General features: G+C 33.7%; 17 protein-coding genes. 14 read left to right on the forward strand and 3 right to left on the reverse strand.

All coding sequences use genetic code 11. From position 1 onward, the window contains the following. Positions 1–451 precede the first annotated feature (451 nt). The 8 genes from OM075_RS05300 to OM075_RS05335 all read left to right on the forward strand — a co-directional run bounded on the left by OM075_RS05300 (position 452) and on the right by OM075_RS05335 (position 12,905). The gene (locus OM075_RS05300; RefSeq protein WP_301189441.1) at positions 452–892 is read left to right on the forward strand and encodes a MarR family winged helix-turn-helix transcriptional regulator; all 441 of its coding nucleotides are present in this window, start codon (positions 452–454) and stop codon (positions 890–892) included. 73 nt (positions 893–965) lie between these two features. Next, positions 966–2,030, forward strand: a complete 1,065-nt coding sequence (locus OM075_RS05305) for an efflux RND transporter periplasmic adaptor subunit (protein WP_301189442.1) — start codon at positions 966–968, stop codon at positions 2,028–2,030. Positions 2,031–2,046: 16 nt separating this feature from the next. Further along, entirely contained in the window at positions 2,047–5,208 is a 3,162-nt protein-coding gene (locus tag OM075_RS05310) for an efflux RND transporter permease subunit (RefSeq protein ID WP_301189443.1), read from the forward strand. 4 nt (positions 5,209–5,212) lie between these two features. Then, a complete protein-coding gene (locus tag OM075_RS05315) occupies positions 5,213–6,631 on the forward strand; it encodes an efflux transporter outer membrane subunit (RefSeq protein ID WP_301189444.1) in 1,419 nt (472 codons plus the stop codon). Positions 6,632–7,588: 957 nt separating this feature from the next. Further along, positions 7,589–7,750 carry a hypothetical protein gene (locus tag OM075_RS05320; RefSeq protein ID WP_301189445.1) on the forward strand — a complete coding sequence of 54 codons (162 nt, stop codon included), beginning with the start codon at positions 7,589–7,591 and terminating at the stop codon, positions 7,748–7,750. Positions 7,751–7,792: 42 nt separating this feature from the next. Then, entirely contained in the window at positions 7,793–9,634 is a 1,842-nt protein-coding gene (locus OM075_RS05325; protein WP_301189446.1) for a tetratricopeptide repeat-containing sensor histidine kinase, read from the forward strand. Between the two features lie 991 nt (positions 9,635–10,625). Then, positions 10,626–10,994 carry a hypothetical protein gene (locus tag OM075_RS05330; protein ID WP_301189447.1) on the forward strand — a complete coding sequence of 123 codons (369 nt, stop codon included), beginning with the start codon at positions 10,626–10,628 and terminating at the stop codon, positions 10,992–10,994. A gap of 57 nt (positions 10,995–11,051) precedes the next feature. Beyond that, positions 11,052–12,905, forward strand: coding sequence for an ATP-binding protein (locus tag OM075_RS05335; protein ID WP_301189448.1), 1,854 nt, complete (start codon positions 11,052–11,054; stop codon positions 12,903–12,905). Between the two features lie 432 nt (positions 12,906–13,337). Here the strand turns inward: OM075_RS05335 and OM075_RS05340 are convergent, their stop codons facing one another. Then, positions 13,338–13,793 carry a transposase gene (locus tag OM075_RS05340; protein ID WP_301189449.1) on the reverse strand — a complete coding sequence of 152 codons (456 nt, stop codon included), beginning with the start codon at positions 13,791–13,793 and terminating at the stop codon, positions 13,338–13,340. A gap of 741 nt (positions 13,794–14,534) precedes the next feature. Here OM075_RS05340 and OM075_RS05345 point away from each other — a divergent pair. The 6 genes from OM075_RS05345 (at position 14,535) to OM075_RS05370 (ending at position 21,018) form a co-directional block, all read left to right on the forward strand. Further along, positions 14,535–15,422 carry a helix-turn-helix domain-containing protein gene (locus OM075_RS05345; protein ID WP_301189450.1) on the forward strand — a complete coding sequence of 296 codons (888 nt, stop codon included), beginning with the start codon at positions 14,535–14,537 and terminating at the stop codon, positions 15,420–15,422. Between the two features lie 90 nt (positions 15,423–15,512). Then, on the forward strand, positions 15,513–16,223 hold the full coding sequence (locus OM075_RS05350) for a pirin family protein (protein WP_301189451.1): 711 nt from the start codon (positions 15,513–15,515) through the stop codon (positions 16,221–16,223). A 76-nt stretch (positions 16,224–16,299) separates the two neighbouring features. Then, the gene (locus tag OM075_RS05355; protein ID WP_301189452.1) at positions 16,300–16,869 is read left to right on the forward strand and encodes a YceI family protein; all 570 of its coding nucleotides are present in this window, start codon (positions 16,300–16,302) and stop codon (positions 16,867–16,869) included. A gap of 275 nt (positions 16,870–17,144) precedes the next feature. Then, on the forward strand, positions 17,145–17,783 hold the full coding sequence (locus OM075_RS05360; protein WP_301189453.1) for an HNH endonuclease: 639 nt from the start codon (positions 17,145–17,147) through the stop codon (positions 17,781–17,783). 241 nt (positions 17,784–18,024) lie between these two features. Continuing rightward, the gene (locus tag OM075_RS05365; RefSeq protein ID WP_301189454.1) at positions 18,025–19,923 is read left to right on the forward strand and encodes a methyl-accepting chemotaxis protein; all 1,899 of its coding nucleotides are present in this window, start codon (positions 18,025–18,027) and stop codon (positions 19,921–19,923) included. A gap of 279 nt (positions 19,924–20,202) precedes the next feature. Then, positions 20,203–21,018, forward strand: a complete 816-nt coding sequence (locus OM075_RS05370) for a universal stress protein (RefSeq protein WP_301189455.1) — start codon at positions 20,203–20,205, stop codon at positions 21,016–21,018. Between the two features lie 80 nt (positions 21,019–21,098). On the opposite strand, the gene glyA is transcribed toward OM075_RS05370, so the two are convergent. Further along, entirely contained in the window at positions 21,099–22,379 is a 1,281-nt protein-coding gene (glyA, locus tag OM075_RS05375) for a serine hydroxymethyltransferase (protein ID WP_301189456.1), read from the reverse strand. A gap of 124 nt (positions 22,380–22,503) precedes the next feature. Continuing rightward, the gene (locus tag OM075_RS05380) at positions 22,504–24,282 is read right to left on the reverse strand and encodes a chloride channel protein (protein ID WP_301189457.1); all 1,779 of its coding nucleotides are present in this window, start codon (positions 24,280–24,282) and stop codon (positions 22,504–22,506) included. Positions 24,283–24,657: the final 375 nt, after the last annotated feature.

Here is a 24,657-nt window from a genome sequence, read left to right on the forward strand (position 1 = left end):
CTGTTAAAGTTTAATGGTTAGTGAAATAATTTGTTTGTACTATTATAAATCGATACAAATGTGCGAATATCTAACAGAAAATTATTCAATTGGTTTAAGTCATTACATGTTTTAATCTTTAATTAAAGTTAAGATATATAGTTTAAAATTCAAACTCAACTATTTTATAAAATATCTTAAATTAATTAAGGGTGTAATTCTTTGGAACAACTTTTGAGGCAAATTGACCTCATTATTTCATTGCAATCTTTAATTATTTTATTAAAAATGATCAGTCTAAGTAACTGGCATTATTTGGATGTTAAGAATAATTAAATTCAAATGAAACAGTTGCAAAAATCAACTAATACATATTTCTTTGTAATTCAAATTGTATCATAATATATTGATATTTAATTTATGTTATTGATACATAGTGGATAAGAGTTATAATATTTTAAAATAAGATCAAATGAAAGCTGAAGTCAGGCCATTGGGGATGACAATTGGGTCAATTCGAAGTGCATTTCCAAAGATGATGGCTGATTTATTTAAAGACAAGGAAATCAAATACACCTTTGACCAAATGGTGGTATTGTTAATTGTGCGTTTTTGTCAAAAGACATCACCGGTGCAACAAGATATTGCAGAAATAATGAATAAAAATAAGTCTGTGGTTCTTCGGATGATTGATGTTCTTGAACAAGATGGCCTTTTAATGAGAAGTACAGATCCTAACGACAGAAGAAGAAATATAATTACACTAACTAAAAAAGGTTATGAATATACAGAGTTGACTATTGCTTGTGACCATGAGGTTACTGTCAATCTAATGGAAGGTTTAAATGAATCAGACGTAAAAACCTTTTTCAAGGTTTTTGATCATATTCAGAGCAAGATGGGTGTAAAATAAAAAAATTTGCTTTTATAGTTGCAAATATCAACAATTGTTAAAATCAACGAATATTATAAATAATAAATATACTATGAATTTACAGAAGATTACGATTGGAGCATTAGGGCTTCTTTTATTGGTTTCTTGTGGTAAAACAGCTGAAAATACAGAGGCTGTAAAACCCACGAAAAAATATCCTGTTTCGGAACTTGTGGCAAAGGATGTAGAATTACATTCAGTGTTTCCTACAGTGTTAAAAGGCCAGGTAGATATTGAAATAAAACCAAGAGTTGATGGTTTTATTGAAGCAGTTTATGTTGATGAGGGATCGGTGGTTAAAAAAGGAACACCTTTATTTAAAATTAACTCGCCATCATCTGTTCAGTCTTTAAAAACGGCTCAGGCTAATTATAACAATGCACAATTAGATGTGGAGCGCATGCGTCCATTGGCCGAAAAAGGAATTATCAGTGATGTATTATTAAAATCGTACGAAAATGCGTACCATACTGCAAAAGCAAATTTAGAGAATGCTAAAGCTTCAATGGGTTGGACAACAGTAACCAGTCCTATTGACGGAACAGTAGGAACTATTCCTTTCAGAATTGGTAGTTTGGTGAACAGCTCAAGTGTTTTAACTAACATTGCCAACACTGATAATGTAGTAGCTTACTTTTCAATGAACGAAAAAGAGTTATTACAATACATGCGCAAGTGGGAGGGTGGTACTCAGGCTGAGAAAATTGAAAAAATGCCTTCATTAAAATTGTTATTGGCTGATGGAAGTGAGTACGAAGAAGAAGGAAGAATTGAAACCATTTCCGGAGTAGTTGATCCAGCTACCGGAGCGGTTAATTTCAGAGCTGTATTTAGTAATCCTCATGGTTTATTACGCAGCGGAACCAGTGGTAAAGTAATTATTCCAACGCTATTAAAAGATGTATTTGTTATTCCTCAAAAAGCAACATTTGCTCAACAAAACAAGGTGTTGGTTTATAAGTTGGAAGGAAAGAAAACAGTGCAAAAAGTGATAACTGTTGAATCAACTCCTGACGGAAAGAATTTTGCAGTGTTGGATGGTCTTAATGCCGGTGATAAAATTGTTACGGATGGTATTTCTACACTTTCAAATGGAATGGAAATTCAGATTCAATAATTAAAAGAAAAAACTAATGTTAAAAACATTCATAGAACGTCCCGTATTATCTACGGTTATATCTATATTATTTGTTGTATTGGGAGGTATCGGTGTCGCTACTTTGCCAATAGAACAATATCCGAATATTGCGCCGCCAACAGTACGTGTAGAAACCACATATAGTGGAGCAAATGCTGAGGCGGTTCTTAATAGTGTTGTTGTTCCTCTTGAAGAGTCTATTAACGGTGTGGAAGGTATGACTTACATGACTTCTGAAGCATCAAATGGTGGTAGAGTTCGTATTACTGTATTTTTTAAACAGGGTGTTGATCCTGATATTGCCACAGTAAACGTTCAAAACCGTGTATCGCAGGCTACATCTTTATTGCCTTCTGAAGTAACTCAGGTAGGTGTAACAGTTCAAAAGCAGCAGAGTAGTAATATTTTGTTTATTGCGGTTTCGTCAACAAACCCTGATTATGATGCGGAGTTTATTCAAAACTACGCCAATATCAATATTATCCCTCAAATTAAAAGGGTAACAGGGGTAGGTGATGCTACCGTTTATGGTGCACGTAACTACTCCATGCGTATCTGGTTAAAACCAGATGTATTGGCTGCTTATAAAATGAATCCTACCGAAGTAATTGCTGCTTTACAGGATCAAAATATTGAAGCTGCGCCGGGTGAGCTTGGTGCTAACAGTAATCAGTCATTTCAGTATGCACTTAAATATACAGGTCGCTTAAAGTCTGAAGCTGAGTTTGAAGATATCATTATCCGTTCTACTGATTCTCAGGTTTTAAGAGTTAAGGATGTGGCTGATGTTGAATTAGGTTCTTTATCATACACGGTTAATACTTTAAATGATAAACACCCTGCCGTATTAATGGGTATTACTCAAACCGCAGGTTCTAATGCGCAGGATGTAATTAATGAGGTGAAAGAGGTGTTAGCTAAAGCTTCTGAATCTTTCCCAGTGGGTATCAAGTATAATTTTGAGATGGATGTAAGTGAGTTCTTAAATGCATCTATCGAAAAAGTATTACATACACTATTCGAAGCTTTTATTCTGGTATTTATTGTAGTATTTGTATTCTTACAGAACTTCAGGGCTACATTAATTCCTGCTATTGCTGTACCGGTTGCTATTATTGGTACCTTCTTTTTCTTATTGGTATTTGGTTTCTCAATAAACTTGTTAACCTTATTTGCCCTTGTACTGGCTATTGGTATTGTGGTGGATGACGCCATTGTAGTTGTGGAAGCGGTTCATTCACATATGGATGCCGGCGAAAAAGATCCACGAAAGGCAACTATTGCTGCCTTAAGCGAGATTGCTCCTGCAATTATATCTATTACATTGGTAATGTCGGCTGTATTTATTCCGGTAAGTTTTATTGGTGGTACAAGTGGAGTGTTCTTTAAACAGTTTGGTCTTACCTTAGCTATTTCAATTGCTATTTCAGCGGTAAACGCCTTAACACTGAGTCCGGCTTTATGTGCGATCTTCTTAAAAGCACACCATATTCCAGAAGCTAAGGATCGTAACTTTATTCAGCGTTTTTACTATGTATTTAATGTTGGGTTTGAGTCTGTAACAAAAAAATACGGACGAACACTTAACTTTATGGGTAAGAAAAGAAACCGCTGGATTACAGTAGCTATTATTGGTGTATTTAGTTATATCTTCTATTTTATTATCAATATGATGCCTTCAGGTTTCGTACCTCAGGAAGATAGTGGTGGTGTAATGGGTATGGTTACTTTAGCTCCGGGATCTTCTTTGGAAAGAACGGATAGTTTGATGGCTGAGGTAGCTGAAATAGCTAATGACATACCTCACGTTCGTACAGTTACTAACTTAACTGGTGTTAGTTTCTTAAGTGGTATGGGTAGTTCGTATGGTTCAATGATTATTAAAATGGACCCATGGAACGAGCGTGATATTACTACAGCTGATGTGGCTGCCATCCTTAAAGAAAAAACAGATAGTATTACAGATGCTACCTTTATGTTTTTCGGAATGCCAACACTACAAGGTTTTGGTATGAGTAGTGGTGTTGAAGTTCAAATGCAGGATAAAACAGGTGGTGATATCAATAAATTTTACGATGTAACCAATGACTTTTTGGATAAGGTTAGAAAGAGTGGTACAGCTATGATGATTATGAATAGCTTTGACCCTCGCTTCCCTCAAAAAGAAATTCATGCGGATATTGCTAAAATTAAAGATGCCGGTATGACTTTAGGGACTGTAATGACAACCCTTCAGGCTTATATTGGTAGTATGTATGTATCTAACTTTAACCTTTATGGTAAGCAGTTCCGTGTAATGGTTCAGGCAGCTCCTGAGTACCGTTCAAAGTTAGACGATCTAAGTTACTTGCAGGTTCAGACAGGAAGTGGAGAAATGGCTCCAATTTCTGAATTTATTCAGGTGTTCGACGTTACAGGTCCACAAACCCTAACACGTTTTAACCTGTATTCTTCTATGAGTGTAACAATTATTCCAAACTATTACGAAGGAAAAAGTTCGGGTGATGTACTTAAATTTATCGAGAGCATAGATATGCCGGAAGGTTATGGATACGATTTCTCTGGTATGACTCGTGAAGAAGTTAACAGTAGTAGTACAACAGCGATTATCTTCTTGCTTTGTTTGGTGTTTGTATACTTGCTGTTAGCAGCACTGTACGAAAGTTATATCTTGCCATTGGCAGTTATCTTCTCTTTACCTGTAGGTTTGGCCGGGGTATTTATTTTCATATTTGGTGCTATGCTTAGTGGTACTGGTATTGTAAATAATATTTATGTACAGATTTCCTTAATCATGCTTATTGGTCTGTTGGCTAAAAATGCGATTCTTATTGTGGAATATGCATTGCAACGACGAAAACAAGGTATGAGTATTGTAAAAGCTGCCATAACAGGTGCTGTAGCTCGTTTACGTCCGATTTTAATGACTTCGTTTGCATTTATATTTGGATTATTACCATTGGCTGTAGCTTCAGGAGCAGGTGCTGTAGGTAATAAATCTATTGGTATTAGTGCTATTGGAGGTATGTTGGTAGGTACATTAGTTGGTATCATCATCATCCCAACATTGTTTATCATGTTCCAGAGTTTACAGGAAAAAGTAAGCAAAAAGAAGATTGTTACTATTGATGATTCGGAAATTAAAGAAATTCAATAATACGATGCATAACAAAATAAAATATACAGGCAAAAGTGCCATCCTGATAGCTGTGTTTATAGCTATTGGGATGAGTTCATGCCGAACAAGTAAAAATGTATCTGATTTAAATGTAGATACAAAGGATTTAATCAGAGATGAAAATTTAAACACCTCTGATTCTACTACTATTGCAGATATTCCATGGCAGGAGTATTTTAGCGATGATATACTAAAGCAGTTGATTCAGGAGGCTTTGGATAATAACCTTGACATGAAAGTGGCTTTAGAGCGAATTAAGCAGGCTGAGGCAAACTTTGCTATGGCAAAAGCTGCAAAACTGCCTACGTTAAGTGTTGCTGCTCAGGATGAATATACATTGTATAGTATTGATGGCGGTACTACCAAAGTATTGGGTTATAATGCCAATACCTTAAATTTGGGTTTAACTACTTCATGGGAAATTGATGCCTGGGGAAAATTAAATAGTACCAAAAAGTCACGCTATGCAAGTTTGTTAAATACCATGGAATATAAAAAACTGGTACAAACCAATATTATTTCAGGTGTTGCACAATTGTATTATGCATTAACATCACTCGATGAGCAATTAAAAGTAACCAAAGAAACCATTGGTTTACTTACTGAAAGTTCGCAAACCATGCAGGCTTTAAAAGATGCAGGTTTAACAAATGGAGCTGCTGTTGAGCAAAGTAATGCTTTGTTGTACAATACCCAATTATCGGTATTTACCATTGAAGATCAAATTCATCAGCAAGAAAATGCCTTATGTGTTTTATTGGGAAGAACACCTGGTACTATTGCCCGAAACGCAATTAGTCAGCAAGCTGTTCCTTCTGAATTAAAGTATGGTGTTCCTGCTCAGTTATTGGCAAAACGCCCTGATGTTTTAAGTGCAGAGCTATCGTTCAGAGCTGCTTTTGAAGCTACTAATGCTGCTCAGGCCAGCTTATATCCGAGCATTACATTAAGTAGTGGCTTTGTTGGTTACAATGGAACAGAACTTTCAGATTTCTTTAAACCTGAAAATATTGCGGCAAACTTTGTTGCCGGTATAGCACAACCCATCTTTTATAATAAAAGATTAAAAGGCAATTTAGCTATTGCTAAATCACAACAGGAAGAGGCTTTATTGACTTTTAAAAATACTGTATTGGCTGCAGGACAAGAGGTTTCTGATATTTTATTCAGCTTCAAGTCTTCAGTTAATAAAAATGGTTTACGTGCAAAACAAATTGATGCATTAAGCAATGCTGTAGATTTTACACAAGAACTATTAAAAGCAGGTGAAGCCAATTACACTGAGGTTTTAAGTGCACAACAAAACTTGTTATCAGCTCAATTAAGTCAGGTGAACGATAAGTTAGAGCAGTTAAACTATTCAGTTGATTTATACAAAGCATTAGGTGGAGGGACAAATTGATTTGTTTTTCAGTTTTTGATACCAAATCATAAATACCTAATTTCATATAGTTAGAAAGGAAAGGGTTCTTGCAGAGACTGCAAGAGCCCTTTTTTTTTGATTAAAAGAGATACTTTATCAAGTTATATACGTACCTGCAAGGGACCATAGTCGGAGCGTAGTCGTACCAAAAGCGGATATTACCCACTAATCACTCACTATTCATACACTATTGGTTCACTATTCCCTCACTTATTACTCACAGATTAGTGAATATGATGTGAATGTTATGTGAAGCGTAATTAAATAATATATATGGTATATCCATATCTGTTATAGACCTGGTACGCAGCTGGTGCGTTGCAGTCCTAATTCTGATTAAACGTTAAATGAGTTGCCTCAACGCGTCACTATGTTTGCATTGGGCTGAAATTAGTTGTCCTTTCAGGACGCTATGCAAAATCCCAAGTGTTATTGCAAAACAAGTACGGTTTAATCCCTGACACAATTTATACTTTGCCTTCCTGTACATCCGGGCTGTAAGCCCAGTTCAATTCAGCCCAAGGTAACACCTTGGGTAATATTACCAATACGTTTTACCTGCGCCCTGTAAGGGCAACTTAATTAACCTAAATTAAGCTTTGTTTTCTTGTGTGTTCTTGTTTGTAAGTCAGAAGTTTATGGTTGATACATAAGGCTTTTACTTCGTAGATTTTTAATTCAGCCTTCAGAATAGGATAAATTCAACCCATGATTCGCAGTATATACAATTATTGTATTGTAATCATTATGTTTAATCTATAGAAATAGAACGTTAGAATAAAATATTAGACAAATTTAAAACAACACCTATTAATTTATATATTAAAATCATATTTTTATGCATCCTAAGAATCATAAAAATTTAACATTATGGCTAAAAAACAATTCGTAGTTTATTTAAAAACTTCAAAAAAGAGAAATAAAACTCTTCTGACAATGATTTCTATAGACTCTAAGGAATCAATTTCTTTTATGGGTGAAGTATCAAATCCACAAAAGAAACATGAAAATTTGAGTATTAAAGATTCATTTAATAGAGGAGTAATGTGGCTCAATCCTGGAGATGGTACTGTTGACATTGATCCTCCTAAAAAGTGAATTATTTGGTGTTAATTTGTTATGAAAATAAATTTTTGTCTGTTGATTTTTCTTTTTTCATCGCTTAATTTATGGTCGATAAATAAAGTAGATAGTTTATTGAGGGTTTATGAAGAAAGACATATGTATTTAAGTGATTCAGAAAAAAGTCATGTTTGTCATGATATTTCATATTTACATATGGATCCTGATGAAAAATTAAAGTATGCAAAATTAGCACATTATCATGCCAATAAGTGTAATGATTTTACAGAAATGGCCGCTTCTAAATATTTGGAAGCGGCTGTTTATATTAAGTTAGGTATTTTAGACAAAGGAATTGAATGTCTTTATGAAAGTAAAAAGCTGTATAAAAAGAATGGTATATTAAGTGGTGAAGCCTCTGTTGACTCAAAACTAGGATTGGTTTACTGCATGCAAAAAAATTATCTTAAATCAGAGGAAAGTTATAAAAGAAGTATAGCATTATTTGATCAGGTAAAAGATTCCCTAAGGTTGGTAATGTCAGTATTGAATCTTGGAGTATTGTATAGAGAAATGGACAAAACTGATCTAGCACTGGATAATTACAGAAAAGCTGAGGATCTTTTTTTATCAATAAATAATTACCATTATTATGCATATGCTAAAGGCAATATAGGTAGTGTTTATATAGACCAAAATAAACTAGATAGTGCAGAAATCTATATAAATAAATCTATTGAAATATTTGAATCTTTGGGTGATAATGAAGCTTTGTCATTATATTATAATAAATTGGCTATAATATATTTAAAACGTAAACAATATGAAAATGCCAAGCAATCAGCTATTAAAAGTTTACAATTAGCTCAAAAGTTTGGTTTAAAAGAAAGGATACAAATTACAAGTTTAAATTTGTCTGAAATTTATAATCAGGTTGAAGACTATAAAAAAGCGTTTTATTATCACAAACAATATGTGGCTTATCGCGATAGTATTAATAATGAAGAAACGATACGTGAAATTGCCAACCTACATACAAAATATGAGATAGCCCAAAAGCAAAAAGAAGTTGATGAAGAAAAAGCCTCAAAAAACAGATATCTGGTTATTGCAATAAGTTCCGCAATTGTATTAGTTGTTTTAACAGTATTAGTTTTTATCATATTAAAAATCAGTCGTGATCGCCGTAAAACCAATATCATATTAGAGCAGCAGCGCAAAGAACTTGAAAATGCCAACGCCACTAAAAATAAATTCTTCTCCATATTATCGCATGACTTACGCAGTCCCTTAGCCACTTTTCATAGTTATGCCGAGGTCATAGAAATATGCTCGCAGCATCAGGATATAGATAAATTATTGGTTTTGGGTAAAGAACTTAAAAGTTCATCGGCCAATTTGCTCGATTTATTGGATAACCTTTTGCAATGGGGTGTTAATCAAATGGGTGATCATAAATCAACTCCAAACACTGTTAACTTAAAAGATGTGGCGCTGATGGAAGTGGAACATCTAAAGCATGTATCTCATAAAAAAAATATAGCGGTTATCGTCAATATTCAACCTTCCGTAACCTTGTTTGTGGATCGGGTTCAATTATCAATTGCACTTCGTAACCTGCTTAATAATGCCATCAAGTTTACGCCGGCAGAAGGTTCTGTTACCATTTCAGCAGAAGACTCAAAACTGTTTATAACATTAAAAGTTACAGATACAGGTGTGGGCATGACTCAGGAACAAAAAGAAACACTATTTGATTTTAATAAAATCAACAGTACCTACGGTACCCAAAACGAAAAAGGAGTGGGGTTGGGTATGCAGTTGGTTTGTGGTTTTGTAAGAGAGAATAATGCCAAGCTACATGTAGAAACGGAATTAGGCAAAGGAACGACCTTTGCAATTGTTTTTGAGAAGAAGTAAAGACCCTAAGCACACAGCTAGGCTGATCTATGATCCGTGTTCCAATTTATAATAAACGAAAGAATACTTTCAACTACAAAGCAATTCCCTTTTTTCAATTACAAGGTAGGATTTGTAATCCGTTAGATAAAAACGAGTCCAATAAATTGTAAATTGTAATTCAGTTGCCCCTTCAGGGCGCAGTTTTGAATGATGTATCATACCCAATGCGTCACTACGTTTGCATTGGGCTGAAATAAGTTGTCCTTTCAGGACGTTGATTTGCATTACGGAAAATAATTATGGATTTACTAACTACACCATGCTAGCGAGGATCTGTGATCCGTGTTTCTAATTTATAATAATTGAAAGAAAACTTTCAACTATCAAGAACGTTGCTATTTTCGATTACAAGGTAGGATTTGTAATCCGGTAGAAAGAAACAAATTCAATAAAGGGCAAATTGCAATTAAGTTGCCTCTTCAGGGCGCGATTTTCATGATGTATTATACCCAATGCGTCACTACGTTTGCATTGGGCTGAAATAAGTTGTCCTTTCAGGACGCTATGCAAAATCGCGAGTATTACTGCAAAACAAATATTCGGTTTAATCCCAAACACAAATTAAACTTGGCCTTCCTGTACATCACGGGCTGTAAGCCCAGTTCAATTCAGCCCATGGCATCGCCATGGGTAATTTGTAAAGATTGTTAACAGCGCGTCCTGTAAGGACAACTCAAATAACCAAAACCCATACCCGGATTTTTATAAGATGTTATTATAATTCACACATAGATACATAATCCTGACTGTTTTTAACATTATTCCCATATAATTCATAAAATATTAAAAAAAACAACCTGACTTTACAACAGTTACATTTAAAAATTCTATTTTTAGAAAGCTTAAAATTTACAATAGATTTGTATGTTATTGTTGTTACGAAAGCATCTGGTTCAAATGACCTATTGATCTAACAACCTATTAATCTATAGAAAAACACATTTTATATATGGAGAAAAAAAATGTAATTATTGGATTAAAAGCCGTTAAAAAGGGCGACGAAATCGTACTTCATTTAAAAGATAATGAAGGGAACGATCACGACAAATCCATTACGTCTGAAGTTGAACAAGGAGGTACTGTTACCTGGAAATTAATGGATAATAGTGATATTAAAGAGATTGTTAATATCTATAAGAAATCTGATAGTCAGGACGTTTTTTCCACCGACCCTCAACCTGTTAATGGTTCTACAGATTGGGCTGGAGTAATCTCTAAAACTGCAAAAGGAACAGAGTCTTATAATATTGACTTTATTTATAAGGATGGAAATAAGGTTACTGATGATCCAGAGATCATTATAAAACCACCTAAGTAGAAGTAGTATTTCTTGTTAATTATGAAATTTATAAAGCACATAAAAAGAATAAAGTTTATGTTATTATTTATGTGCTTTTTTTTATTATGTGCATTTAAAGAAAGTACAAATAAAATAGATAGTTTAAAGTCTTCTCTTATTCAATATATCGACGTTGCTAATGATTCATTAATTTTTGATACCTATTGTGACTTAGCTTATTACTCTCATGATCCGAAAGATAGACTATCTTATGCTACAAAAGCATATGATTTAGCTAAAGAAAAAGATTTGTATAATTGGAGAGCTCTTGCAAGAGTTTATCAGGCCGAAGTTTATATAAATTTAGGAGATTTGAGTAAAGCTGTTGAATTTTTACTAGAAAGTAAATATTTGTATAAGCAAGCAAAATCAAAAACTGGTATTGCTACTTCTAATGCTAAATTGGCGAGTGTCTATAAAAGAAATCATGCAATAGAACTTGCTGTAAAATATTACTCTGAATCAATAAATATACTTAATGAAGTTAAGGATACGTTTAGACTTGCTTCTGTTTATCTAAATTTGGGGGAGATTTATCGGGAAAATAGTAATAGAATTAGTGCTATTAATTGCTTTGAAAAATCTATATTCTTATATAATAGAGTTAAGTATAATTTTGGCATTGCCTACGCCAAAGGTAACATCGGCCTTGTCTACACCGCCCAAAATAAACTTGATAGTGCAGAAATCTATCTAAATAAATCCATCGATATACTAGAGCCTCTTGGCGATAATTATGCAGTATCGTCCTATTTAGATGGTTTAGCCGAGGTGTACTTTAAACGTAAACAATATAATAAAGCCAAACAAACTGCACATAAGAGCCTACTGTTAGCACAGGAGCATGGTTTAAAAGAACAAATACGCGATGCCAGTCTGCGCTTATCAACCATATACAACCAGTCAAAAGACTTTGAAAAGGCATTTTTTCATCACAAACAATACGTTGCTTATCGCGATAGCATCAATAACGAGGAAACCATACGTAAAATAGCCAACCTGCATACCAAATACGAGGTAGCCCAAAAACAAAAAGAAGTAGATGAAGAAAAGGCTTATAAAAACCGCTATTTAATTATTGCCATAAGTGCCATATCGGTATTAATTCTTTTAACGATATTGGTTTTCATTATCTTAAAAATCAGTCGTGAGCGTCGTAAAACCAATATCATATTAGAGCAGCAGCGCAAAGAACTAGAAAACGCTAATGCTACAAAAAATAAGTTTTTCTCCATATTATCGCATGATTTACGCAGTCCGCTAGCCACTTTTCATAGTTATGCTGAGGTGATTGAAATATGTTCACAGCATCAGGATTTAGATAAATTATTGGTATTGGGTAAAGAACTTAAAAGTTCATCGGCCAATTTACTCGATTTATTGGATAACCTTTTGCAATGGGGTGTTAATCAAATGGGTGATCATAAATCAACGCCAACCACTGTTAACTTAAAAGATGTGGCGCTGATGGAAGTGGAACATCTAAAGCATGTATCTCATAAAAAAAATATAGCGGTTATTGTCAATATTCAATCTTCCGTAACCTTGTTTGTAGATCGGGTTCAATTATCAATTGCCCTTCGTAACCTGCTTAATAATGCCATAAAGTTTACACCGGCAGAAGGTTCTGTTACCATTTCAGCTGAAGACTCAAAACTGTTTACAACATTAAAAGTTACAGATACAGGTGTGGGAATGACTCAGGAACAAAAAGAAACGCTGTTCGATTTTAACAAAATCAATAGCACCTACGGTACCCAAAACGAAAAAGGAGTAGGGTTGGGTATGCAGTTGGTTTGTGGTTTTGTAAGAGAGAATAATGCCAAGCTACATGTAGAAACAGAATTAGGTAAAGGAACTACCTTTGCAATTGTTTTTGAGAAGAAGTAAAGACCCAGCTAGCTGATGGATATGTGTATCTAATTTATAATAAACGAATGAATACTTTTCTCTAACAAGTAATGCCCTCTTTTTGCTTACAAACTTGGATTTGTAATCCGGTAGACATAAGTTAAATAAATTGCAATTAAGTTGCCCCTTCAGGGCGCCATTTTCATGATGTATCATACCCAATGCGTCTCTACGTTTGCATTGGGCTGAAATGAGTTGGCCTTTCAGGACGTTGAATTGCATTACGGAAAATAATTATGGATTTACTGACTACTCAATTTAATCTATATTTCTATAATAATGTTTGTGGACTTTATATAATTACCATCATGCACATCACGGGCTGTAAGCCCAATTCAATTCAGCCCAAGGTAACACCTTGGGTAATATTACAAATACGTTTTACCAGCGTCCTGTAAGGACAACTCAATCTTATTTCCACAAAAACTCTTGATTATATTCAACTCCATATTCTTTTAAAAACAGAATATATTCATCTCTGAATGATAACTTTTTATGATGTTCCTCCTGGTTTTGGATGTACCAGTATGTTTTATCATGTAGTGATGGACTAACAGAAAATCCTCCATAACCACCTTGCCATGCAAATACCCGGTAATAATCGTCGTTTTGTTTTAACCATCGGCTACTATGTCGTTTGATTTCCTCCACCAATTTCGACAATGCGATATTTTTTGATTGGACGCAAAGTATATGGATGTGATCTTCAGTTCCATTAATAATTATTGGAATTGAATCGTTATCCTTAATAATTGAGCCTAAATATGCATAGAGTTTGGGTTGATCGGATCTTCTAATGTATGTTTTATTATGGTCTTTAACATGAAAGATAATATGAACAAATAGGTTGGATAAAGATTGTGACATTGTGTAATTTTTAAAATGTAACTAAATATATTAATTATATTTTTTAGTTGCCCCTTCAGGGCGCGATTTGCATGATGTATTATACCCAACGCGTCACTACGTTTGCATTGGCTGAAATGAGTTGTCCTTTCAGGACGCTATGCAAAATTGCAGGTATGATTGCAAAACAAATGTCCGGTTTAATTCCAGATACAATTTAAACTTTGCCATCATGCACATCACGGGCTGTAGGCCCAGTTTAATTCAGCCCAAGGTAACACCTTGGGTAATATTACCAATACGTTTTACCAGCGTCCTGTAAGGACAACTCAATCCTAATTCCATAAAAACAAACTGCTAGCGGATCTGTGATCCGTGTATCTAACTTGTCATTAAATATAAGATCGCTTTTTTCTAATGTTTTATGTTTTAATATATTAGTGCTCTTTGTGAAAATCTCTTGGTGTACTTTGTGGTTAATAAATAAATCAGGAAATGTGAATTAAGTATCTTGTTTTATTATTTCCGCAATAAATTACCAATTAGCATTATTTAACATTAAAATCATGTTAAACCTTTGTAAATTATATATTAATGCGTATATTTGTTGTACTCATAGTTTAGGGTTAGGTTTGGTTAAAGATTGAACGTCCCGTCGATTCTCGGCGGGGCGTTTTTTTTATGTATATAAGTAAAATGTCTGTATATAAAATACTATCTTGTTTCGTTCAAAACTGATTGAGTAATAGATATATGATTTAAATGAACCATTCTGTAAAAACATACGGCTTAAGTAATCAATCCGGCGATAGAGTTGAATTTATTTTAAAAGATATAGGTGAAGTTTTTGACCACTTAAATGGTATTGATGATGATCCTCACCGCCATGATTATTTTACAATGGTTTTGGTTAAGCAAGGAAAGGGGCTGCATTATATTGATTTTAATAAGTTTGAAATCAATAATTATTCATTACACCTGGTATTTCCTGGTCAGGTACATCAAATTAGTACACCCCAAAAGCCTGATGGTTGGGTCATGAATTTTAGTTCAGATTTTCTGCTTCAAAATAATATACATCAAAAAATAGTAGATAAAGTATATTTATATAATACCTATGGATATTCTCCTCCCTTGCATCTGCCTCCAAACGATTATCAGGATTTAGAAAATATTATTCAACAAGTTAAATATTATTCAAATAAGGATATTTCCTTTCAATATGATGCATTGGGTGCTTTATTAAAATTGTTCTTTATTCGAATCACCTCATTATGTAGTCTTCAAAATTCAGTTGAACTGGAGCGGGCAACTGGTTCAAATAGTCTTTTTGTTAATTTTAAGCGCCTAATAGAAGAAAAGTATACTACGCTCCATAAAGTGTCGGAATATGCCGATATTTTAGCTGTAAGTAGCGATTATTTGAATAAATATGTCAAAACTCAATCCGGTAAATCGGCAAAAGAATTTATACAGGATAAAATACTGGTTGAAGCCAAGCGTATATTATTATTTACAGATAATAGTAATAAGGAGCTTGCCTTTGATTTGGGGTTTGAGGAACCATCGCACTTTAGTAACTTCTTTAAAAAGAATGTGGGGGAGACTCCCGGACAGTTTCGTTCTCAAAGCCGCAATAAAACACCTTAAAATCTGATTTTTGCAATACCTCCACTGATTTTCGTAATCTAATACCTGAATTCTCATTGTATGTTTGTATCGTACAAAAAAGGTAAAGAGATGCAAACAATATTATATACATCAGAATCGAGGGGAACAGCAAATTATGGTTGGTTAAATGCAAAATATTCGTTCAGCTTTGCCAATTATTATCATCCTGAAAGAGTTCATTTTGGAGTTCTAAGAGTTTTAAACGATGATATGATTGCCCCGGGAGGTGGTTTTCCTGAGCATCCGCATGATAATATGGAAATTATTACAATTCCTTTGTCAGGCGCCTTGGCTCATAAAGATTCCATGGGAAACAGTTCTGTAATCAATGCTGGAGAAGTTCAGGTGATGAGTGCCGGTTCAGGTGTTTTTCATAGTGAATTTAATAACAGTGATTTAGAGCCTTTGAACTTATTTCAGATATGGTTGTTTCCAAATAAAAAGAATGTTGAGCCTCGTTATGATCAGATTTCTTTAAAAGATGTAGAGCGGGAAAATGAATTTTATCAAGTTCTTAGTCCAGATAAAGATGATCAGGGAGTATGGATTCATCAGAATGCATGGTTTAATCTGGGTAATTTTATAAAACCAGGTAAACAGCAATATGAAGTTAAGGCAAATGAAAACGGTGTTTATATTATGCTTATCGACGGTGAAATTAAAATTAATAATCAATTACTAAAAACAAGAGACGCTATTGGTATTTGGGATACAGAATCTGTTGAAATAGAAATAGTATCTCCATCAAAGTTACTAGTAATGGATATTCCGATGCATTAAGCAAGGTGTTAAAATTAGACATAGGATATTATTTTAAAGTAAAGTAGTTATAACATAACCAATAAAAACAAGAATCATGAAGACAATGAAAAGTTTATTAGTAGCAGTTTTAGTATTAGTTTCAGGAAGTATTTATGCTCAGGATTTTACTGTAAATGAAGCAAAATCAACAGTAAAATGGGAAGGTAAGAAAATTGGGGGTGCTCACAACGGACATATAGGAATTAAAGAAGGAAAGTTTTCAGTTAAAGGAGATAAGTTAGCCTCAGGTACCTTTGTTATCGATATGCAAAGTATTACTAACGATGATCTTGAAGATCCCGGTTACAATGAAAAATTAATTGGACACTTAAAGTCAGATGATTTCTTTAGTGTAGGTGAATATCCAACAGCTACCTTGAAAATTACAGAAAGTACAAAGTTTAAATCAGATAAAGCTACAGTAACTGGAGATTTAACCATTAAGGGTAAAACGAATCCAATTGAGTTTGAAGTTACTCGTCAGGGAAAAGTATTTACAGGCGTATTAGTTGTGGACAGATCTAAGTATGATGTGAGATATGGATCAAAAAGCTTTTTCGATAATTTAGGAGATAAAGTTATTTATGATGAATTTACCCTTGACGTTAAGTTAGTTACTGAATAATAAATATTATTACTTATCCAATCAATAAATTTGGCCGTTCACTTGAACGGCCTTTTTTATTTTATTAAATTGAACTAATGATACGTATTAAACGTTATTCGGGTTTAAATGTGAAATTTACAGGGGTGCATTATTCGTAATTTTTTTAATGAATTAAATTGTAATGTTTTAATATAATTAATTAACTTTGTTTTAATAGTATTTTTATACGATTCCTACCCCACTCATTTTAACCCAAACCCTTTTATCAATATCAATTATTAAATTGTAACAAAATGGAGTTTAAAACTATTAAGTATCCTGGAGTCAAAGATGAGATTAAGATTAGTGAGGATGGAAGTCTTGTAGAGTATAATGGTACTGCATTGCATCAATCGTTAATAAAGTCACCTAAAAGTAGACATGGTTATTATCAGGTTTCCATAAAAGGAGTAGTAATGTATGTGCACCGCTTGGTTGCATTAGCTTTTGTTCCGAATCCAAAACCTGTTTCATATAAAATGGTACTACACAAAAACTGTGTAAGTACTGATAATCGTTATCAAAACCTTGAATGGGGAAATCAAAAAGCTTTGACACAAAATCGTATTAAAAATGGTTTAGCAGGAGCTAAATCTTTAGAGGTAAGAGGTAGTTCAACTATTTCGTATGAAGATGCACTCAAAATTGCAGAGCGTCTGGATAATGGAGAATTGGCAAAAATAATTGCTAAAGAATTTAATGTTTCTGAGATGAGTATTGTACGAATCAGAAAACGTTATTGTAAAACTAAGACTAAAGCGATAAGGTATCCTAAGGAAATCAAAATGAATATCTTAAAGCTTTGTGAGCATCACGATCCGGTACAGGTTGCTAAAATAACCAATATACCTTATCACACGGTTTGGAGATGGTATACTCAAAGTAAAAGATAAATATTTTACCTGATTATGCTAAATTCTTTTATTTGGTAATTGGATCATATAGGAACAAGATATTATGATATTTGCTGAATTTTGGGCAGTTTTATTTAAATAATAAAATTGCTCAAAGTTAATGCGGTGATACATAGGGTTGTATATGTTAAGTATGGTAGTTTGTAAATTAATTTTGCAATTGCTAAATTAGATAAAGATGGTTCTGCCATCTTTTTTTGTTTAACTAATATAATCCACTATGAATTTGAGAAACTACTCCATTAAACTTAGATTAACCGTTGGTTTTGCAATAATGGTTGTTGGTGTTATAACCATTGGCCTGGTTGGTAGTAATAGTCTATTTAAAACCAATCAGATAGTTACAGTATCCAATCATCTTAAACAAGCAGACCAGGAACTTCTAAGTGCCCGTTTAAGTGTTACTTACTTTATGAATTTTGGTGGCCACGAATATGTTGAGGCGGTAAACAATCATGTAGGTTTAGCTCTGGGGCATGTAGATTCTTCTCAAATGAGTACAATCTATCAAGATGACAGAACAGATTCTTTAAAGCAATATATTAGAATATATAATGACGATTTTAATACCTACGCATCACTAGAAAAGAAAAAACAGGAGGGACGTCATAAATGGTCAGAAACAGGTGCTCTTTTAGGTGATATTCTAAGTCAAAGTCGTGATAATAGAAATATGTCAGCTTTCGCATCTAAAATGTATGAAGCGCATAGCTTATTACGAATCGCGGCATGGGAGTTTGTTTCTAATCAAACCAATACTGCAGGAGATTTAAATATTGAAAAACAAGATAATATTGAGCGTCATCTGGATAAATGCTATGATGTGCTCGAATCAGCCAGAGTTAAGTATAATGGTCGTGCTGAAAAAAAGATTTTAAGTGATTTGTTATCCGGTTACGAAAGTTATCAGAATGCTTTTATGACATTTGCTTCAGACGTATCAGCTCAAGGCGACCAGATTAAAAAGATGAAAGCTTCAGGTGACAAGGTTGCTCATTATACTGAGATGATGGTTCAGAAGGTAAAAGCTACAGAGCAGCAAATTATGAACAGGGCTAAAAGATTTGCTATTATAGTTTTAATAATAGCTGTTGTATTAGCTATTATAATTAGTAGAACTACTGTAGTAAGTATAACTAAGCCTTTAAACAAAGGGGTTGAGTTAATAGAATCGTTAGCTAAAGGGGATTTAAATCAAAAAATTGATATTGATGGTAATGATGAGGTTACACGATTAGTACAGTCAATGTCAGTAATGAATGAAAAATTAAAAGAGGTAGTTAGTGAGATTAAAGGAGGATCTGACCAGTTATCAGATGCTAGTAATCAATTAAATCAAAACTCACAAACCATGTCTCAAGGAGCCAATGAACAGGCTGCATCTTTAGAAGAAGTTTCCACAACTATGGAAGAGATGGTGGCAAATATTCAACAAAGTAGCAGTAATGCATTGGGAGGAGTGGCGCAATCTAATATGGCATTGGAGGCTCTTAGAAATGTAAGTTTTGAATCAAATAAAGCAGTTCAGTCCAATAAGTTAATAGCTGAAAAAATTGCCATAATCAATGAAATAGCTAATCGTACAAACATTCTGGCATTAAATGCTGCAGTAGAGGCTGCTCGCGCTGGTGAACACGGAAGAGGCTTTGCTGTTGTTGCAAGTGAGGTACGAAAATTAGCTGAGCGTAGTAATTTAGCAGCAACAGAAATTGTTAATTTGGTTAAAGAAACGAGTTTATTAGCTCAGAATTCAAATAAAAAACTTGAAGATCTTATTCCTGTAATAAATGAATCCAACAGTTTAATGAATGAGATTGCTGCCGCAGCCAAAGAACAATTAGATGGAGTAACCCAGATTAATACAGCTATTCAGCAATTAAATCAGGCAACACAAGAAAGTGCATCGGGTAGTGAAGAAATGGCAGGAAATGCAGAAGAGTTGAGTGCACAGTCAGTTCAGTTAAAGGCCTTGATAGGTTATTTTAATTTAAATGGGAATAGTAAAAAGATAACTACAAATGGCAAAGCTAAAAGTAATTTCTCATCAAGAGCTAAATCAGGGTTTATATTTAATGAGAATCTAAAAGATACAGAAGTAGAGGAGTTTGAGCCGTTTTAATATTCATGTAAGTTATTTATATCTCTAAACAAACTCAAAAATTAAGAATGCAAATGATTGCTTCAGAAATATAGAAAATACAGTGTTTTAATCAAAAGTTTATAAAGGAGGAAATTTTATGATTTCCTCCTTTTTTTATATAAAAATTGTAACCAAAAAATAATTGTTTCGTATAAACATATATCTGTACACTAATAATATTGTTTTTCTTGTTGTTAGTAATCTCTGAATACGGCTTTAGCCGGTGGTTTGATTAAGTTAATTGTAAATATTGAGGCTATGAAAAAGGTATTGTTATTAACCGATTTTTCAAATACAGCCCGAAATGCCGCTCTTTATGCATTGAAAATGTTTGCTGATGAGAATGTTCATTTTTCACTTTTAAATGCATACGATTTAGAGTTTAGTGGTAGTCCTTACGTAATGCAGGTTAAGGAGGAAATGGCATATGAGAGTGAAAAAGGATTAAAACAAGAAATGTCTGTCCTAAAGCGTGTCTTTCCTGAGGCTGTTATTGACGCTATTTCCAGTTTTGGATCTCTGATTGATGTTGTTCGAGAAAAAATTAAGGAAGATCACCCAGAATTAGTTGTATTAGGTTGCCGTGGCGAATCTGCACTTGAGAATTTTTTATTAGGATCAAATGCCTATGAAGTGATTAAAAATATTAAGGCTCCGATTCTGGTGGTTCCAAAATCTACTCAATTTAGAAAACCTGATAAGATTGTATTTGCTACAGATTTACAGGATGTTAAAAAGGATTCAGTAATGCGTCCGGTGCGTGATATTGTAGACAGATATAGATCAGCTTTGATGTTTGTAAATGTACTCGATGACGAATATGTTAACAGGTTGGATGCCGAAAATAAAATTGAAGCTCATTTCCCAAATGTAAACTTGAGTTTTAACTTTATTGAAGGAGATGATGTAGCCAAGAGTATCAATAAGTTTATGAATGAAAATGATGCTGAAATGATCGCTCTTGTAAGGCATGATGTAAGCTTCTTTGAACGCATCTTCCATCCTAGTATAACAAAACAAATGGTTTTACATCCAGAGCATCCAATGTTAATATTACACGATGAAATGGAATAGGTTTTAGTTTTGCTAAAAATATAAAAGCCAGCTAAGAGAAATCAAAGCTGGCTTTTGTATGTTAAAAAGTCGTATTAAAATTAAAAAGCAAATAATGGGAATTTGCTCATCATTTCATTTACTTTAGTTTTTACCTCGTTAAGAGTAGTTTCACTTTCAACATCAGATAAAACCTGATCAATTAAGTCCACAATCGGAGCCATGTGCTCTTCTTTTAATCCTCTTGTTGAAAGAGCTGCAGTACCAACTCTGATACCTGAAGTCTGGAATGGACTTCTGCTATCGAATGGCACCATATTTTTATTAATAGTAATATCTGCTTTTACTAAAGTGTTTTCAGCCACTTTACCAGTTAACTCAGGGAATTTAGTTCTAAGGTCAATAAGCATAGAGTGGTTATCAGTACCACCAGATATAACTTTGTAACCTCTGGCAATAAAAGCTTCAGCCATTGTTTTAGCATTCTTTTGAACCTGAGTTTGATACTCAATATATTCAGGTTGTAATGCTTCAAGGAATGATACTGCTTTAGCAGCTATTACGTGTTCAAGAGGTCCTCCTTGTACTCCAGGGAAAACAGCAGAGTTTAATAGAGAAGACATTTTTCTGATTACACCTTTAGGTGTTGTTTTTCCCCAAGGGTTATCAAAATCTTTCCCCATTAAGATAATACCTCCACGAGGTCCTCTTAATGTTTTATGAGTTGTAGAAGTAACAATATGCGCATGTTTTACAGGATTATCTAATAAACCGGCAGCAATTAAACCAGCAGGGTGAGCCATGTCAATCATTAAAATGGCACCAATTTCGTCAGCTAATCTTCTCATTCTTGCGTAATCCCACTCTCTTGAATAAGCAGAGGCTCCACCAATAATTAATTTTGGTTTATGTTCGCGAGCTTGAGCTTCCATCATTTCATAGTCAACAAGGCCAGTATCTTCTTTTACGCCATAAGCAATTGGTTCATATAATAAACCAGAGCTGTTTACAGGAGAACCATGAGATAAGTGTCCACCATGAGATAAATCTAATCCTAAAAATTTATCACCAGGATTTAAAACAGTCATTAATACTGCCATGTTTGCTTGTGCACCACTATGAGGTTGAACATTTGCATATTCAGCATCATAAATTTTGCAAAGACGCTCAATGGCTAATGATTCACTTTGGTCAACTACTTCACATCCACCATAATATCTCGCACCTGGATATCCTTCCGCATATTTGTTAGTCATGTAAGAACCCATAGCTTCCATAACTTGTTCGCTAACAAAGTTTTCAGAAGCAATTAATTCAATACCATTTAGCTGGCGTTGATGTTCTTTTTCGATAAGCTCAAATATTTTATCGTCGCGTTTCATAAAATAGATTATTAAAGGATGAGAGTCAATCAACTAATTTGTTTTCATCCTGTATGTATAACAATTTAGATAAATATCTTGTAAATAGAGTGCAAATTTAAGATATACACTTTGTTTCAAAAAATTATTCGTCTGAAAAGTGAATAAGAACTCGTCTGTATACAGAGAAAATTTTTGATTTGGACACAAAACCCATGTATTTGTCGTTCTCAATAACAGGAAGATTCCAGGCTCCTGTTTCTTCAAATTTTTTCATTACAGAGTCCATACTTTCATTAATTTCAATAAAAGCCGGAGGTACCTGCATTAAATCTTCCACTACAGTATCATTATATCTTTCATGATTAAACATGATTTCTCTAATGTCATCTAATATTACAATACCTTTGAGTTGACCTTTAGAGCCAATGACAGGGAATAAATTACGTTTTGCTTTTGCTATTGTTTTTACTAAAGTTCCTAGTGTATCAGTTGACTTTACAGGTAGAAAATCAGTTTCTAAAACCTTGTTTAGTCGCATTAGGGTTAATACGGCCTTATCTTTATGGTGTGTCAATAGTTCACCTTTTCGTGCTAATTGTTTTGTGTAAATAGAATGAGGCTCAAAATACATAATGGTTAAATATGATATTGTTGAGGTCATCATTAAAGGAACAAATAACTCGTATCCATGGGTGATTTCTGCTATTAGGAAAATAGCTGTTAGTGGTGCGTGAAGAACACCTGCCATAATGGCTGCCATACCCACTAATGTAAAGTGTGTTTCCGGAAGTAAATATAAGCCAGATGCATTAATTAATCTGGCAAAGAAATATCCCATAACTCCACCTGTAAATAAGGATGGTGCAAATATACCACCAACTCCACCACTACCAGTAGTTGCAGCAGATGCAAAAACTTTGAATAGCACTAAGAGTGCTAATAGAGCCAATAGTACCCATTCGTAGCCACGTAATTGATAAAATATACTATTGTCAAATACAATATCTTTTTTCCCATTTAAAAAGGCAATAATAGTATTATAGCCTTCACCATATAATTGTGGGAATATGAAAATGAGTATACTTAAAACAACACCACCGGCTAATAGTCTGAAATAAGGGTTGTTTATTTGACGAAACTTATCTTCTGTCCACATTAATGTTCTGGTAAAGTATAATGAAATAAATCCACCAAGAATACCTAATATGATATAAAAAGGAATGTTATTTAATACGAATTGGTTTTCAAGTTCCCACGAAAATTCGGCAGCTTCACCTAAAAACAGATAAGCAACAGTAGCAGCACTAAATGCAGAAATGAGCAGGGGTACTAAGGATGCCATACTTAAGCCTAGCATAAGTACTTCTAATGTAAATACCAGTCCGGCCATAGGAGCTTTAAATATACCGGAAACAGCTCCGGCAGCACCGCAACCTATAAGTAAGGAAATCGTTTTATAGTTTTGGTGAAATAATCTTCCCAGAGTTGAACCAATAGAAGCTCCTGTTAAAACAATAGGGGCCTCAGCTCCAACAGAACCACCAAAACCAATTGTAAAAGTACTTGCAATAATTGATGAAAAGTTGTTGTGTCTCTTTAGTTTACCGCTTCCTTTACTTAAGGAGTATAATATTTTAGATATTCCATGACCTAAACTATCCTTAATAATTTGTCTGGAGAATAACACAGTAATAAAAATACCAATTACCGGATAAGCTAAATATAGAAAATTAATATTCTCAATATGAAACTGACCAGTTAAAAGGTGGTGGGTAAAGTGTATTGTATTTTTCAGCAATACAGCAGCTAAACCACTTAATAGTCCGGTAATTAAACTTAATATTAGAATAAAGTTCTTTTGACTGATATGTTTTACTCTCCATATCAAAAAACGTCTGAAATAAATTGATGCATTCTCCATAGCGATACAAAAGTATATCAATTCATTGAGATGAACTGTTAAATTAAGTCAAAAAAGAAAATCGTTAATTCAAAAATTAAAATTGACATTAACTGAATAATCAAATACGACCATAAAGTGTAATTAATTGTCCTTTCTATTGTTTATTTATGTTAAAAATGAAAATAAATGATGATGTTATTGTTTTGATAATCAGCTGAAAGATGTTATTTAGTAAATTGGCTGAAAATGTATGTGGTTAAAACGAACTAAAATTAGCTTACCTTTGCGGTCGATTTTTACAAAGGTATAAATCATTCATATTAAAATGATAGTTCAGCGAACTTCTCTTTTTCAGCGATTAAGAAATGATATTTGATAAAGCGGGGAGGGCTG

The sequence above is a fragment of the Plebeiibacterium sediminum genome (assembly GCF_026013605.1).
Classification (GTDB): domain Bacteria; phylum Bacteroidota; class Bacteroidia; order Bacteroidales; family Marinilabiliaceae; genus Saccharicrinis; species Saccharicrinis sediminus.

What these genes read in the sequence shown, in the direction of transcription:
- OM075_RS05300 (WP_301189441.1), top strand. Translation starts at nt 452, where the DNA reads ATGAAAGCTGAAGTCAGGCCATTGGGGATGACAATTGGGTCAATTCGA.
- OM075_RS05305 (WP_301189442.1), top strand. Translation starts at nt 966, where the DNA reads ATGAATTTACAGAAGATTACGATTGGAGCATTAGGGCTTCTTTTATTG.
- OM075_RS05310 (WP_301189443.1), top strand. Translation starts at nt 2,047, where the DNA reads ATGTTAAAAACATTCATAGAACGTCCCGTATTATCTACGGTTATATCT.
- OM075_RS05315 (WP_301189444.1), top strand. Translation starts at nt 5,213, where the DNA reads ATGCATAACAAAATAAAATATACAGGCAAAAGTGCCATCCTGATAGCT.
- OM075_RS05320 (WP_301189445.1), top strand. Translation starts at nt 7,589, where the DNA reads ATGATTTCTATAGACTCTAAGGAATCAATTTCTTTTATGGGTGAAGTA.
- OM075_RS05330 (WP_301189447.1), top strand. Translation starts at nt 10,626, where the DNA reads ATGGAGAAAAAAAATGTAATTATTGGATTAAAAGCCGTTAAAAAGGGC.
- OM075_RS05335 (WP_301189448.1), top strand. Translation starts at nt 11,052, where the DNA reads ATGTTATTATTTATGTGCTTTTTTTTATTATGTGCATTTAAAGAAAGT.
- OM075_RS05340 (WP_301189449.1), bottom strand. Translation starts at nt 13,793, where the DNA reads ATGTCACAATCTTTATCCAACCTATTTGTTCATATTATCTTTCATGTT.
- OM075_RS05345 (WP_301189450.1), top strand. Translation starts at nt 14,535, where the DNA reads ATGAACCATTCTGTAAAAACATACGGCTTAAGTAATCAATCCGGCGAT.
- OM075_RS05350 (WP_301189451.1), top strand. Translation starts at nt 15,513, where the DNA reads ATGCAAACAATATTATATACATCAGAATCGAGGGGAACAGCAAATTAT.
- OM075_RS05355 (WP_301189452.1), top strand. Translation starts at nt 16,300, where the DNA reads ATGAAGACAATGAAAAGTTTATTAGTAGCAGTTTTAGTATTAGTTTCA.
- OM075_RS05360 (WP_301189453.1), top strand. Translation starts at nt 17,145, where the DNA reads ATGGAGTTTAAAACTATTAAGTATCCTGGAGTCAAAGATGAGATTAAG.
- OM075_RS05365 (WP_301189454.1), top strand. Translation starts at nt 18,025, where the DNA reads ATGAATTTGAGAAACTACTCCATTAAACTTAGATTAACCGTTGGTTTT.
- OM075_RS05370 (WP_301189455.1), top strand. Translation starts at nt 20,203, where the DNA reads ATGAAAAAGGTATTGTTATTAACCGATTTTTCAAATACAGCCCGAAAT.
- glyA (WP_301189456.1), bottom strand. Translation starts at nt 22,379, where the DNA reads ATGAAACGCGACGATAAAATATTTGAGCTTATCGAAAAAGAACATCAA.
- OM075_RS05380 (WP_301189457.1), bottom strand. Translation starts at nt 24,282, where the DNA reads ATGGAGAATGCATCAATTTATTTCAGACGTTTTTTGATATGGAGAGTA.